This window comes from Streptomyces sp. NPDC048664, from assembly GCF_040650555.1.
Lineage (GTDB): Bacteria > Actinomycetota > Actinomycetes > Streptomycetales > Streptomycetaceae > Streptomyces.
The window spans coordinates 284,895-298,393 of sequence record NZ_JBEZHK010000002.1 but is presented as its reverse complement, the minus strand read 5'-3'; the positions used below and the strand labels follow the sequence as shown (position 1 = coordinate 298,393).

The following is a 13,499-nucleotide window of genomic DNA, read 5'->3' as shown; positions in this document are numbered from 1 at the left end:
TCATGGGGAAGCACAGCAAGAACTCACGCCACCGGCGAATAGTCGTCGCCGCACTCGCCGTGGGCGTCGTGGGCGTGCCGTCCGCCGCCCTCGCCTGTGTCGACTGGCAGGGCGACGCCGGGCATCAGGCGCATGTCACCGCGAACAGGACGGCGGCCAGGTCCTGGGGCAGCGACCCGGACTGGTACCGCCGGTGGAGCGCCGACGGCGGCAGCCGGCCCTCCTGGAGCGCGTCGGCCACCCCGAGCGCCACCGCCGGCCCCGAGCGGACCCACGTGCCGAGGCCCCGGCACACGACCGCCGCGCCCTCGACCCACACCGCCGGCGCCACCCCCCGGCCCAGCGCCACCGCCACCACCGACGCCCCGCAGGCCGCGACGCCCTCCGCCCTGGCGGGCGCCCCCGCGTCGAGCACTCCGACGCCCACCGCGACGGCCTCCTCGACCGCGGCCCGCATCCTCGAACTCGTCAACGCCGAGCGCGCCAAGGTCGGTTGCTCGGCCCTGACGCTCAACTCCACGCTCGACAAGGTGGCGCAGGCGCACAGCGCCGACATGGCGGAACACCAGAACATGTCCCACACGGGATCGGACGGCTCCGACCCGGGCGAGCGGATCACGGCCGGCGGATACGCGTGGAGCTCGTACGGCGAGAACGTCGCCTACGGCTACTCCACCCCCGAGCAGGTCATGGAGGGCTGGATGTCGAGCCCCGGCCACAAGGAGAACATCCTCAACTGCGACTTCAAGGAACTCGGCGTCGGCCTCGCGCAGCCGGGCAGCTACTGGACGCAGGACTTCGGCACGGCCCGCTGAACGCGGACCCCGCCGACGAAGGCGGCGACCGCGGGACGCGTCCCTCTCGGCCTCGGGCCCCGATCGAACCGCACGGTTCGGTCGGGGCCCGAGGCCGTGTCGGGTCGGGTCCGCCCGGGCGACTGCCCCCGGTCGCGGGTGCGGCATGCCCGCCGGTGCGTGTGAGCACTCTGAGCCCGCGTGCGGGACGTCTTGAGCACGCGCACTCAGGCCGCGACGACCGTCGTCGACGAGAGTGTGGGACAGGCCGACCAGGACGGCGACGTCGGCCGGACAGCCAGGTCCCACACCAGAGGAGACGATCGTGTTCACGCCCCGTACGAGCACCCGGCCCACCGCGAGCGCCCGGCGGCCCCGCAGGCTGCGGACCGCGGCCGGCCTGGCCGCCGCTGTCGCCGTCACGGTCACGGCGCTCACCGGATGCTCCTCGTCCGACTTCAAGGACGCCATCTGCGGCGGCGGCGAGTACCCCGTCCTGACGGTGAACGGCACCGGCTCGGCGTGCGTCAGGAACGGCGAACACCCCCCGGCCGGATACACGCGCTACCCCGAGGGCAAGGTGCCCCAGCACGTCGACGACAAGTGGGACGTGTACTGGCGGACCCACACCGTCGACAGCAACGGCAGGATCGTCGACGCCCCGGACGCGGGGTGACCGCACGGACGTCCGACGGCAGGGGCGGAGCGCGGCCTCCGGCCGCCGGGGGCCCCGCCACCGGCGGCCGTAGACTCCGGGTGTGGCATTCATGAGCACCCCGCACTGCTGCTTCCTCTGACGCGGAGGACACGGAGGGCGACGCCGGACGGCGTGGCCCTCCTCGGCGTACCCGCCGCGTGAACCACGCGGAGCGCACGGCCCGTTCCCTCCTCGCTCACCGCTCCCTCGCCGGACCGGTGGCAGCACGGACCGCGGGCGCGCACACGGGTACGGCTTCCCCTCCCTTCCGTCGTCCGCCAGGAGTGTCTCGTGCCCGTACCGCTTTCCCCTGCCCTTGAGTCGTCCCTCGATCTGCTGCGCTGCCCGACGTGCCGCACGCAGCGGCGTCTGCGCCCCGGCCGCGGGGCGCTGCGCTGCCCGGCGGGGCACACCTTCGACGTCGGCCGTCAGGGCCACGCGGGTCTGCTGACGGGCGCCAGCGCCACCAGCGGCGACGACGCGGCCATGGTCGAGGCGCGGGAGCGCTTCCTGTCCACCGGCGCCTACCTTCCCCTGCGCCGGGCTGTGGCCCGCCTTGCGGCCGACGAGGCACCCGAGAGGGCCGCGGTCCTGGACGTCGGGTGCGGCACGGGCTATCACCTCGCGGGGGTGCTCGACCGGTTGCCCGGAGCCCGTGGTCTGGGGATGGACACGTCGGTGCGCGCGCTGCGCCGCGCGGCACGCGCCCATGAGCGGGCGGCCGCGGCCAGTTGGGACGTGTTCCGCCCCTTTCCGCTGGCGGACCGGGTGGCCGATGTCGTGCTGAACGTGTTCGCCCCGCGCAATCCGGCGGAGTTCCACCGGGTGCTCCACCCGGACGGCCGGCTGGTCGTGGCGCGCCCCACGGGGCGCCACCTCGCCGAACTGCGCCGTCGGGTACCGGAGATGGTCGGGGTCGATCCGGTCAAGGAACAGCGTCTGCACCAGGCGCTGGACCCGCTCTTCGAGGCCGCCGTCACCGAACGGGTCGAGTATCGCGCCCGGTTGACCGGACCGGAGGTCCTGGACCTGCTGGGCATGACGCCGAGCGCACGCCACATCGGCGCCCGGCCCCTGCCCGACTTCCTGCCCGGTCAGGTGACGGTCTCCGTGCTGGCCACCGCCTACCGGCGGCGGTGACCGAGGCGCCGGGTCAGGCGGGGTCCGGAGCCCGGTGGGCGTCCGGACCCTCGCCGTCCGCCCGGTCGGGCAGATAGCTGGCGAGGCCGCGCAGGATGATCTCCAGGCCGATGTCGAACCTCTCGTCGGAGGAGTCCGTCACCATCAGCCCCGACAGGGCCCGCAGATGCGGGAAGTCCTCCTGCGGCAGGGACGAGAAGTAGTCCTGCATCTCGTCGGCCATCTCCCGCCAGTCGGGGCGGGCCATGGAGGCCTCCTCCCCCGCGGCGCGCACGGTCCGCTCCCGGTCGACGGCCCGGTCCTGCCACAGGTGCTCCTCGATGACGAACCCGTCGATGTACGTGGACAGGAGGTCACCGGCCTCCGCCGCGATACGGTCGGGCAGCCCCGCGGTGCGGAACACGGCGAGCAACGCCTCGACGTGCGGCAGCAGTTCGGCGGTGAAGGGGACGTGGGACATGGAGATCCTGGCCATGTCCCGGTGGGACAGCAGGCGTTGCCGCGCGGAGCGCGCGAAGCTCCTCAGCTGCTCCTGCCACCGCTCAGGGTCGGCCACCGGCATCTCGAAGCCCTCGAAGATCCTGTTGTACATCTGCTCCAGGAGGGCGTCCTTGGAGCTCACGTGGGCGTAGAGGGCGGAGACCGTGACCCCCAGCTCGGAGGCGACCTGCCGCATCGACAGCCCGTCGAGCCCCTGGCGGTCCAGCACGACGAAGGCGGCCTCGACGACCCGTTCGCGCGACAGTGGGGTACGCGCGGGGACGATGTGGGAGCGAGCCGCGCGCTCACGCTGCCAGGGGGAGGGCGGTGGGGGTGTGGGGGTGCCGTCGGCCGGGTCGCTCATGAGGACAGTCTAGGCCGCGGGAGAACAGTGTTCTCCCGCCGGCGATCACCGTTCACCGGCCCTGTTCACCACCCTCGTCCACCCTCCCCGCCGAAGAGAGGAACGCGATACATCTCACCCGGTCACGCGATACGCTATATCGCAATGAACGCTGTTCTCTTGGTGAGCAGTGTTCTGTTAGAGTGAACACCGTTCTCCTCGCCGTCGGCTCCTTCCGCGGGCCTCACCGGCGAACCGAGCAGTCACATCCATCCACCCCACCGCGTCCGCAGGCCTCACCGCGGCGTGGCCCTTCCGCGAGGAGTTCCGATGTCCACCACCGGTGTCGCGTCCGCAGAGACGACGCCCACCGACTCCCCGGCGCCCTACCGGTGGCGCTGGGCCGCCCTCTTCGTCATCCTCGCGGCCGAGGTGATGGACCTCCTGGACGCCGTCGTCACCAACATCGCCGGCCCCTCCATGCGGGCCGACCTCGGTGGCGGCGCCTCCACCCTGCAGTGGCTCGCCGCCGCGTACACCCTCTCCATGGCCGTCGGACTCGTCACCGGAGGCCGCCTCGGGGACATCCACGGGCGCCGCCGGATGTTCCTGGTGGGTGCCGCCGGCTTCACCATCGGTTCGCTGCTGTGCGCGGTCTCCGTCTCGCCCGAGATACTGATCGCGGCGCGCGTCGTGCAGGGGCTGTTCGGCGCGGTGATGCTGCCCCAGGGCCTCGGCATGATCAAGGAGATGTTCCCGCCGAAGGAGTCGCAGAAGGCGTTCGGCATGTTCGGCCCCGTCATGGGCCTGTCCGCGGTCTGCGGGCCGATCCTGGCGGGCTGGCTGGTGGACGCCGACTACTTCGGCACCGGCTGGCGGATGATCTTCCTGATCAACCTGCCGCTGGGGGCCGCGGCGATCCTCGGTGCGCTCCGCTATCTGCCCAAGGGCCGGTCCGAGCAGAAGCCCCGCCTGGACATCCCCGGCATGCTGCTGGTCTCGGTGGCCGCTCTGATGCTCATCTTCCCGCTGGTCCAGGGCCGTGAGTACGACTGGCCGGTGTGGGCGTTCGTGATGATGGCCCTCTCCCTGGCCGTCTTCGCCGTGTTCGGCGTCTACGAGTCGCGCCGCAGCAAGGCCGGCCTGGACCCGCTGGTCGTCCCGAGCCTCTTCCGCAAGCGCGGGTTCAGCGGCGGCATGGCCCTCGGACTGGTCTTCTTCTCGACCATGCAGGGCTTCATGCTGGTCTTCAACCTCTACACCCAGATCGGCCTGCACTACTCGCCGCTCAAGGCGGGCCTGGTGATGGTGCCCTGGTCCGGCGGCATGATCGTCGGCTTCGGGATCGCCCAGGGCGTCGCCCGGTTCGGCCGCGCCGTACTGCAGGCGGGCACGGCCGTGATGGCGCTCGGCGTGTTCGCCGTGTGGCTGACCCTCGACCTGGTGGGAAGCGGCGTCGGCCCCTGGCAGCTCGTGCCCTCGCTGCTCGTCACCGGTGTGGGCATGGGCCTGCTCATGGCCCCGTTCTTCGACATCGTGCTCGCCAGCGTCGAGCAGCACGAGACGGGCTCGGCGTCCGGCACGATGACCGCGATGCAGCAGCTCGGCGGCGCCTTCGGCGTGGCCATCCTCGGCACCGTGTTCTTCGGTCTGCTGGGCGGCGGCATCGCGAGCGGCGTCGACCACCGCTCGGACGGCCTGCGCAGGGAGCTGACCGCCGCGCAGGTCGCGCCCGCCGCGCAGGACCGCGTCGTGGCGGACCTGCGCACGTGCGCCTCGGACCGCGCCGTCGCCAAGGACCCCGAGGCCACCCCGGCGTCCTGCGCGCGCCTGGAGAAGGACACCCGGTCGGCGGTGACCTCGCCTCAGGCCGCGGCCCGCGTGCCCGCCGCGCTGACGGCCACCGCGTCATCGGCGTTCCAGAGCGGCTTCGGATCCGTCATGAAGACGCTGCTGTGGATCGTCGACGGCATGCTCGCCCTGACCTTCCTGCTCTCGTTCCTCCTGCCGCGCCACGCGCGCCCCGAGGACTCCGCCGGCCACTGACGCGGACATCGGCGACCGGCGGGACGGGACGGCCGGGCAGCCCCGACACAGGGGGCCGCCCGGCCGTCGCGCTTTCCGCACGTCGGGCCTCTCAGAGCTCCGGCGCGGGGCTGAACCAGGTGGGTGAGTCCGACAGGGCCTGCTTGATCCTGAGCAGCCCGAACTCGTTGAGGTCCGGCAGCGCGTCCAGGGTGAACCAGCCGACCTCGACCGACTCGTCGTCGTTGACGCGCGCCTCGCCGCCCACGGCCCGGCAGCGGAAGGTGATGTCCATGTACTGGCACACGTCGCCGTTGCCGTACGTCACCGGTTCCAGGGCCTGGACGAGGACCACCCGCTCGGGGACACAGCGCACCGCCGTCTCCTCGTGGACCTCGCGCACGGCGCAGGCCGCGGGCTGCTCCCCCGGGTCGGGGATGCCGCCGATCACGGACCACCTGCGGGTGTCGGTGCGCCGCCCCAGCAGCACCCTGCCGTCGTCGTCCAGGACGATGGCGGTGACGCCCGGAAGCCACAGCAGTTGCCGGCCGGCCGACGCCCGGATGGTCTTGATGAAGTCGGGTGTAGCCATGGTCCGACCCTAACCGGCCTGTTCCGTGGCCTCCTGCCCACGCCCCTGGGCGTCGCCTTCGGAGGCCCTGGCGCGGCGGGAGCGGGCCGCCGACACCGCCACCTGACCGAGGCCTCCCGCGGCCAGCAGCACCAGGACCAGTTCGGGCAGCGTGCCGAGCCGTGTGGCGGGTGTCCGCGAGGAGCGCAGCGGGACCTTCTGGACGAGCGAGTCGGCCACGAACATGCCGGTGCGCTGGGTGATCCTGCCGTCCGGCATGATCACGGCGCTGACCCCGCTGGTCACGGGCACGGTGACGGTGCGGCTGTGCTCCACCGCGCGCACCCGGGACATGGCGAGCTGCTGGTAGGTCATCTCGCTGCGGTCGAAGGTGGCGTTGTTGCTGGGCACCGAGATCATCTGGGCCCCGTCGGTGACGGTGCTGCGCACGGTCCAGTCGAAGGCGGCCTCGTAGCAGGTGACGAGCCCGACCTTGGCGTTCGCCATGGTGAAGACACCCGGCTCGTGGCCCCGGCTGAAGTCCTGGCGCACCATCGACGTCCAGTTCTTGTTGATGGCGCCGACGAGCGAGCGCAGGGGCAGGTACTCGCCGAACGGCTGCACCTGCCGCTTGTCGTAGGTGTCCACGGGCCCCTTGGCCGGGTCCCAGAGGATCTGCTCGTTGTAGAGCCTGCCGCCGCGCTCGACCACACCGCCGACGGAGATCGGCGCACCGATCGCCTGGGCGGCGTCCTCGATGACGGCCGCCGCGTCCGCGTCCGCGAAGGGGTCGACGTCGGAGGAGTTCTCGGGCCACAGCACGAGATCGGGCCGTGCCACCTTGCCCTCCCTGACCCGCTCGGCCAGGCGCTCGGTCTCCCGTGCGTGGTAGTCCAGGACGGCCCGCCGCTGCGCGTTGAACTCGAGTCCGGCGCGCGGCACGTTCCCCTGGACGACGGCGACCGTCGCGGTGCCGTCCTCGGCCCTGTCGCTGACCAGGGAGCGCGCGGCCAGGGCGCCCGCCACGGGCGCGGCGACGCCGATCAGCGCGGCGAGCGCGGCCCCGCGCCGCAGTGTGCCGGTACGCCGTCCCTCCCCCGCGAGGCGCGCCACGTCGTACAGCCCGAACCCGCACAGCACCACGGCGAAGCCGAGCACCGGGGTGCCGCCGACCGCGGCGAGCGGCAGGAAGATCCCGTCCGCCTGACCGAAGGCGATCTTCCCCCAGGGGAATCCGCCGAACGGCGCCCGCGCCCGCGCGGCCTCCCCCGCGATCCACACCGCCGCCGCCCACAGCGGCCAGGCGGGCAGCCGGGAGACCAGGGCGATGCCCGCGCCGACCAGAGCCACGAAGACCGCTTCCACCGCCACGAGCGCGACCCAGGGCCCGGGGCCGACCTCCACGCCCGTCCAGACGAGCAGCGGCAGCAGGAACCCGAGTCCGAACAGATAGCCGAGTCCGAGTCCCGCCTTCCAGCTACGACCGCGCAGCACCCAGCCGAGAACGGCGAAGGCGAGCGGGGCGAGCCACCACAGCGGCCGGGGCGGGAAACTGGCGTAGAGCAGCACCCCGGAGAGCGCCGCGACAGCGGCGGGAACCAGGCGCCGGACCTTCCCGGGCCGGCCGGGGGTGGAAGCGGTGCGGGGCCCGGATTGCTCCTGGTCGCTCACGGGGGAAGCGGTGACGGTCACCCGGGTGAGTGTACGGCGCGTGACCGATCAGCCGACAGTTCGATCGTCATGGCGGGCGCCGTCGGTACGTGTACGGCTCCGTCAGTGTGTGGCGCCCGGGAGTCCCGGGTGCAACCGGGCCCTGATCACGCGTACCGCCGTCTCGGCGTTGTCCACCGTGATCGTGAACGTGTGGCCGTCCCACAGACGCAGGACCACTCCCTCGCCCCGGCGTACGACGACGGCGGTGCCCTTCTCCGGGCGCCAGCGGTATCCCCAGCCGCCCCACTGCCGCGGCGTCACCCGGGGGACGAACTCGGCGCCCGCGACCAGGGCCAGCGGGATGCGGCGGCGCGGCAGCCCCATGTGACCGCAGCGCACCTCGAGGGCGTCCTTGTCGACCTTCACGGCGACGTGCACGAAGGCGAGGGTGCCGAAGAGGACCAGGACCCCGGCCGCGATGCAGCCGACGACGGACATCACCAGGGGCACGATGCCGGACGTCCACGCGGATTCGACGGCCAGTTCGATGCCGAGCGCCAGGCAGGCGGCACCGACCGGTGCCAGCAGCCACTGCGCCCGGTTGGTCGCGCGTCCCGTCCAGATGTCGGGTTCGCCCTGGGGGTGCTCCCTCATGCCATGAGAGTACCGAGATTCCGGAGCGCGGGCACGTGGTCGCTCACCGTCACCGCTCTAGGCGGCGGTTCGGAACCGCGCCGGTGGCGGGAGCGCTCAGCGCGCCGGGCTGACCTCGTGCAGCAGGCGGCCCTCGGCGTAGGTGAGGGCCTCGTCGGGGAGGACGCCCTCACGGCCGCTCAGCAGGACCGTCAGGGCGGTCGACGCGGGGGCGCCGGGGTTCGCGCTCTCCCCGATGCGACGCAGTGCCTGGGCGGCCACCGCACCGGCCGTGCCGTGGAGGATGAGCGGGGGGAAGCCGGGCTTCTGGAGGGCTTCGCGGATGCGGTCGGCGACCAGCTCGTAGTTGGTGCAGCCGAGCACGACGGTGGTGACGTCGTCGGGGGTGAGCGCGGCGGCGGCGGCGACGGCCGCTTCGATGCCGGCCTCGTCCGCGTGGTGCACGGCGTCGGCGAGACCCGGGCAGGGCACCTCGGCGACGGACACCCCGTCGGCGAAGTCCCGGATGAGGCCGCGCTGGTAGGGGCTTCCGGTGGTCGCGGGCGTGGCCCAGATCGCGACGGGTCCGCCGCCGGCCGCGGCCGGCTTGATCGCCGGGACCGTCCCGATGACCGGGAGTCCGGGTTCGAGGTGGGCGCGCATCGCGGGCAGGGAGTGCACGGACGCGGTGTTGCAGGCGACGATCAGCACATCGGGGTCGTGCGCGGCGGCGGCCTCGGCGACCGCGATGGCGCGCGCCGTGATGTCCTCGGGGGTGCGCGGCCCCCACGGCATTCCGTCGGGGTCCCAGGACAGGACGAGATCCGCGTCGGGCCGCAGTCGGCGTATCGCGGCAGCGGCGGGAAGGAGGCCGAGTCCGGAGTCCATGAGCGCGATCTTCACCAGGCCACGATAGACGATGCGCCGTGATCGGCCCTCTCGTGGGGCAGACTGCGCGCGTGAGCGCCATCGTGTGGAGTGCCGCGGGATCACTGGTCGCCTGGCTGTGGCTGCTGCTCGGCCAGGGCTTCTACTGGCGTACCGACGTACGGCTGCCGCCGCGTCAGGACCCGGAACCGGGTGACTGGCCCTCGGTGTGCGTCGTCGTACCGGCGCGGGACGAGGCCGCGGTGCTGCCGCGGAGCCTGCCGTCCCTGCTGGCGCAGGACTATCCGGGGCGCGCCGAGGTCTTCCTGGTCGACGACGGCAGCACGGACGGCACCGGGCGGCTGGCCCGGGAGCTGGCGGACCGGCACGGGGGCCTGCCGCTCACCGTCGGCTCCCCCGGTGAGCCGCCCGCGGGCTGGACCGGGAAGCTGTGGGCGGTGCGTCACGGGATCGGCCTGGCCCGCGCGCGGGAACCCGAGTATTTGCTGCTGACGGACGCCGACATCGCCCATGCCCCCGACAGCCTGCGCGAGCTGGTGGCGGCGTCGCGTTCCGGCGGCTTCGACCTGGTCTCGCAGATGGCCCGCCTGCGGGTGGACAGCCTCTGGGAACGGCTGGTCGTACCGGCGTTCGTGTACTTCTTCGCCCAGCTCTACCCCTTCCGCCGCATCGCGATGTGGCGGACCCGGACGGCCGCCGCGGCGGGCGGCTGCGTCCTGCTGCGCACCCAGGCCGCCGAGCGGGCCGGGATCCCCGACAGCATCCGGCAGGCGGTCATCGACGACGTGGCCCTCGCGCGGGCGGTCAAGGACAGCGGCGGCCACATCTGGCTGGGGCTCGCGGACCGTGTGGACAGCGTGCGCCCCTATCCGCGGCTGCACGATCTGTGGGGGATGGTCACGCGCAGCGCGTACGCCCAACTGCGGTACAGCCCGCCGCTGCTCGTCGGTACGGTGCTCGGACTGGCCCTCGTGTACCTGATGCCGTCCGTCGCGATCCTCGCGGGCATCCTCACCGGCGACCACGCCGCGCTGCTGACCGGGACGGCGGCGAAGGTGGTGATGACGGTGACGTACCTGCCGATGCTGCGCTACTACCGCCAGCCCCCGTGGCTGGCGCTGCTGCTTCCCGTGACGGCGTTCCTGTACCTCCTGATGACGGTCGACTCGGCGGTGCGGCACGCGCGCGGGCGGGGCGCGGCCTGGAAGGGCCGTACCTACGCCCGCCCGGACGCGGCGCTGGAGGAGGGCTGACGGCGCCGGGGCTCACTTCCTGCCGGGTGTCCAGTTCATGCCCCACCCGTAGGCGCGGTCGACGGTGCGCTGCGGGCTGACGCCACGGTCCGGGACCAGGTAGCGGGCCTCGCGCCGGACGATCAGGTCACCGCCCTCGTTGGTGATCAGGGCGAGCGCGCACACGGTCGAGGGGGTCGTGCACTCGTCGAGGGAGAACTCGACCGGCGCGCCGTGCTGGGGGCGGAGCGTGACCGTGGCGTGCAGGTCGGCGAACGAGCGCGCGCCCTCGTAGATGGTCACGAAGACGAGGATCCGCCGGAAGTGCTGCTTGCGGTCGAGGTTGACGGTGAGGTTCTCGCCGCTCTCCACGGAGCCCGTGCGGTCGTCACCGTCGAGATGGATGTAGGGCGGCCGCTGCAGTGACCCGAAGGCGTTGCCGAGGGCCTGGACGACCCCCTTGGACCCGTCGGACAGTTCGTAGAGGGCGCACAGGTCCAGGTCCAGGTCGGTGTGCCCGGCCACCGCGCGGCCCGGTTCGGCCCCCCATCCGGAGAACTGCCGGCGCGTCTGCCAGTTGAGGTTGACGCGCAGGGCACCGGAGCCGCCGCCCTGCTTGGCCAGCGAGACCGACGGGGACTGCTTGGTGAGCGTGACCTTGGTGAGCCGGACCGGAGCGGGCGGCGGGGCGGGGGCGGGAGCCGGGGGCGCCACGGGGGCCTGCGGCGCGGGAGGCGGCGGAGGGGCCGGCAGGTCCACGCGGGTCCCGGGCACGGGCGGTGGCGCGGCGGCGTGCCGCGGCCGGTCGACGGTGATCCCGTAGTCCGTGGCCAGGCCCTCGAGCCCGCTGTCGTAGCCCTGTCCGACGGCGCGGAACTTCCAGGCTCCCCGCCGGCGGTAGAACTCACCGAGGACGAAGGCGGTCTCGACGGTGGCGACCGGGTCGAACCGCGCGATCTGGGTGCCCAGCGCCGCGTCGCTGACCCGGATGTGCAGATCGGGGACCTGCCCGAAGGCCCCGCCGTCGGCCGACGCCGCCAGCACCACGCTCTCCACCTCGGGCTCCACGCGGGCCAGGTCGACCAGGAGCGTGTCGGTCACCTGTCCGCCGGCGTCGCGCTTTCCCTCGTGGCGCACGGCGCCCGAGGGATGCGCGGGCTGGTTGTAGAAGACGAGGTCGGCGTCCGTGCGGACCCTGCGGGACACCAGCAGCAGCGCGGAGGCGTCCGCGTCGGGCACTCCGGGCCCCTGGCGCCAGCCGAGTTCGACGCGCAACGCGGTCGTGGGCACCTGCAGGTTCGAGCCCTTCGCCATGGACATGTCCGCCCCCATCGAATGTCGTCGCCCCGGCCCGGGACGCGGCACGCGCGTCCCCTCCGTCCAGGCCAACCTATTCCCCGGGGACCCGGACTCCTACGACCCGCTCCGCGACTCTCCCGGTCAACCCCCGGTAACCCGTGGGGAGCTTGGCTTTTACGGAAATCAAACGCCGCCCGCCGCCCCTTTTCGCCGACTTCGCTCGCATTGGGGATCCCGCGTCGCCCCGGGCACGGAAAACAACCCTCTTATCGGTCTCCCCAACCACCACATCGTTGGCTTAACTTATGTGCCATGACCTCCCCCCGCTCCACCTATGGCGGCGGCTACTACTCCGCGTCGCCCTTCCCGGACACCCCGATCTACGACTCGCTCGTCGCCGAGCGGGGCACCCCTCAGATCGCCCCGATCCGGGTCCCCGCGGCATACGAGGCGCCGGGCAACCTGCCCGCACTGCCGTCCGCGCTGCCCGCGCTGCCGGCCGCGCCCTCGCCGCAGATGCCGTCCTACGGCTACCCGCAGGCCCAGCAGCCCGCACCGCTGTACCAGGCCCCCACCGCGTACATCCCCCAACAGACGGGTCCACGCGGCTACCCGGGTCCCCAGCAGACGCAGCAGCCCCGCCCCATGGCCCAGTCCTCGGGCTACGAGGCGATGCGCCCGGCGGCTCCGCGTCCGGCCCCGGCGCCGTACCAGGACCCCTACAACAACGGGCAGCAGTACCGCGGGTACTGATCCGGTCGACGGGATGAGGCCGCCGGTGTCCAGTGGCACGATGGCCTCATGCCGACCGCAGCGCTGCACTCGATCCACGTCCACCCGGTCAAGGCACTGCGTGCCCTGGCGCCGCGCGAGGCCGTGGTGGAGCCTTGGGGGCTGGCCGGGGACCGGCGCTGGGCACTGATCGACCCGTCCGGCAGGATCGTCACGCAGCGCGAGCAGCCGCGTCTGGCGTCGGCCGCCGCCGAGCTTCTGCCCGGCGGCGGTGTCCGTGTGTCCGCGCCCGGCCGGGAGCCGCTGGTCGTGGACGTGCCCGCGCCGGGCGTCACGACGACCGCGAAGTGGTCGGGGGAGAAGATCGAGACGGTCGCCGCCGCGGCGGCGGCGAGCGACTGGTTCAGCGCGTACCTCGGCCAGGACGTGGCCCTCGTGCACCTCGACGACCCCTCCGTTCGGCGCCCCCTCGACGACCCCCCGCACTCACGGCCCGGTGAGAGCGTCAGCCTCGCCGACGGCTACCCGCTGCTGCTCACCACACTCGCCTCGCTGGACGCCCTCAACTCCCTGATCGCGCGGGGCACTCACCCCGACGAGGGCCCCCTGCCCATGAACCGGTTCCGGCCGAACGTCGTCATCGAGGGCACCGCCGCCTGGGCCGAGGACGACTGGCGGCGGGTGGCCATCGGGGAGGTCGTGCTCCGGGTCGCCAAGATGTGCGGGCGCTGCGTCGTGACCACCACCGACCAGGACAGCGCCGAGCGCGGCAAGGAGCCGCTGCGCACCCTCGCCCGGCATCGCCGCTTCGACGGCCGACTCGTCTTCGGCCAGAACCTCGTGCCGGAGACCACGGGCGTCCTGCGGGTGGGAGATCCGTTCACCGTCATCGAATGACCCCGGAACCGCACCGCTGGAAACGGACCGCCGGAACCGGTCCGGTCGAGTGCCACCGGGAGGGGTTCTCGAATCTCCGCTCCGGTGGGGAACAAGACGGCTACACAGAGTCGTT

Annotated in this window: 13 protein-coding genes; 7 read left to right on the top strand and 6 right to left on the bottom strand. The window is 72.9% G+C overall.

From position 1 onward, the window contains the following. Positions 1–2: 2 nt before the first annotated feature. From AB0C59_RS03260 to AB0C59_RS03250, 3 genes are all read left to right on the top strand, one after another. Positions 3–815, top strand: a complete 813-nt coding sequence (locus AB0C59_RS03260) for a CAP domain-containing protein (RefSeq protein ID WP_363000454.1) — start codon at positions 3–5, stop codon at positions 813–815. A 379-nt stretch (positions 816–1,194) separates the two neighbouring features. Then, a complete protein-coding gene (locus AB0C59_RS03255; RefSeq protein ID WP_363000623.1) occupies positions 1,195–1,470 on the top strand; it encodes a hypothetical protein in 276 nt (91 codons plus the stop codon). 312 nt (positions 1,471–1,782) lie between these two features. Next, positions 1,783–2,631, top strand: coding sequence for a methyltransferase domain-containing protein (locus tag AB0C59_RS03250; RefSeq protein WP_363000452.1), 849 nt, complete (start codon positions 1,783–1,785; stop codon positions 2,629–2,631). 13 nt (positions 2,632–2,644) lie between these two features. On the opposite strand, the gene AB0C59_RS03245 is transcribed toward AB0C59_RS03250, so the two are convergent. Continuing rightward, complete coding sequence (locus AB0C59_RS03245) at positions 2,645–3,475, bottom strand: TetR/AcrR family transcriptional regulator (RefSeq protein WP_363000450.1); 831 nt, start codon at positions 3,473–3,475, stop codon at positions 2,645–2,647. Between the two features lie 309 nt (positions 3,476–3,784). Between AB0C59_RS03245 and AB0C59_RS03240 the strand changes: the two genes are divergently transcribed. Beyond that, positions 3,785–5,500 carry an MFS transporter gene (locus AB0C59_RS03240; protein ID WP_363000448.1) on the top strand — a complete coding sequence of 572 codons (1,716 nt, stop codon included), beginning with the start codon at positions 3,785–3,787 and terminating at the stop codon, positions 5,498–5,500. A 91-nt stretch (positions 5,501–5,591) separates the two neighbouring features. On the opposite strand, the gene AB0C59_RS03235 is transcribed toward AB0C59_RS03240, so the two are convergent. The 4 genes from AB0C59_RS03235 to AB0C59_RS03220 all read right to left on the bottom strand — a co-directional run bounded on the left by AB0C59_RS03235 (position 5,592) and on the right by AB0C59_RS03220 (position 9,224). After that, positions 5,592–6,071: an NUDIX domain-containing protein gene (locus tag AB0C59_RS03235; protein ID WP_363000446.1), complete on the bottom strand. Its 480-nt coding sequence runs from the start codon at positions 6,069–6,071 to the stop codon at positions 5,592–5,594. Positions 6,072–6,080: 9 nt separating this feature from the next. Then, on the bottom strand, positions 6,081–7,742 hold the full coding sequence (lnt, locus tag AB0C59_RS03230; RefSeq protein ID WP_363000444.1) for an apolipoprotein N-acyltransferase: 1,662 nt from the start codon (positions 7,740–7,742) through the stop codon (positions 6,081–6,083). An 81-nt stretch (positions 7,743–7,823) separates the two neighbouring features. Further along, a complete protein-coding gene (locus AB0C59_RS03225; protein WP_363000442.1) occupies positions 7,824–8,357 on the bottom strand; it encodes a hypothetical protein in 534 nt (177 codons plus the stop codon). Between the two features lie 96 nt (positions 8,358–8,453). Continuing rightward, positions 8,454–9,224, bottom strand: a complete 771-nt coding sequence (locus tag AB0C59_RS03220; protein ID WP_363000621.1) for an aspartate/glutamate racemase family protein — start codon at positions 9,222–9,224, stop codon at positions 8,454–8,456. Between the two features lie 53 nt (positions 9,225–9,277). Between AB0C59_RS03220 and AB0C59_RS03215 the strand changes: the two genes are divergently transcribed. Beyond that, positions 9,278–10,477 (top strand): glycosyltransferase, encoded by a 1,200-nt coding sequence (locus AB0C59_RS03215; RefSeq protein WP_363000619.1) that lies wholly within the window; start codon positions 9,278–9,280, stop codon positions 10,475–10,477. Positions 10,478–10,489: 12 nt separating this feature from the next. On the opposite strand, the gene AB0C59_RS03210 is transcribed toward AB0C59_RS03215, so the two are convergent. Beyond that, entirely contained in the window at positions 10,490–11,776 is a 1,287-nt protein-coding gene (locus AB0C59_RS03210; protein ID WP_363000440.1) for a TerD family protein, read from the bottom strand. 291 nt (positions 11,777–12,067) lie between these two features. Here AB0C59_RS03210 and AB0C59_RS03205 point away from each other — a divergent pair, with 291 nt between their 5' ends. Together AB0C59_RS03205 and AB0C59_RS03200 are read left to right on the top strand one after the other, a co-directional pair. Then, positions 12,068–12,508, top strand: coding sequence for a DUF6643 family protein (locus tag AB0C59_RS03205; RefSeq protein WP_363000438.1), 441 nt, complete (start codon positions 12,068–12,070; stop codon positions 12,506–12,508). Between the two features lie 48 nt (positions 12,509–12,556). Further along, positions 12,557–13,384 carry an MOSC N-terminal beta barrel domain-containing protein gene (locus tag AB0C59_RS03200; RefSeq protein WP_363000436.1) on the top strand — a complete coding sequence of 276 codons (828 nt, stop codon included), beginning with the start codon at positions 12,557–12,559 and terminating at the stop codon, positions 13,382–13,384. The last annotated feature ends 115 nt before the right edge of the window (positions 13,385–13,499 follow it).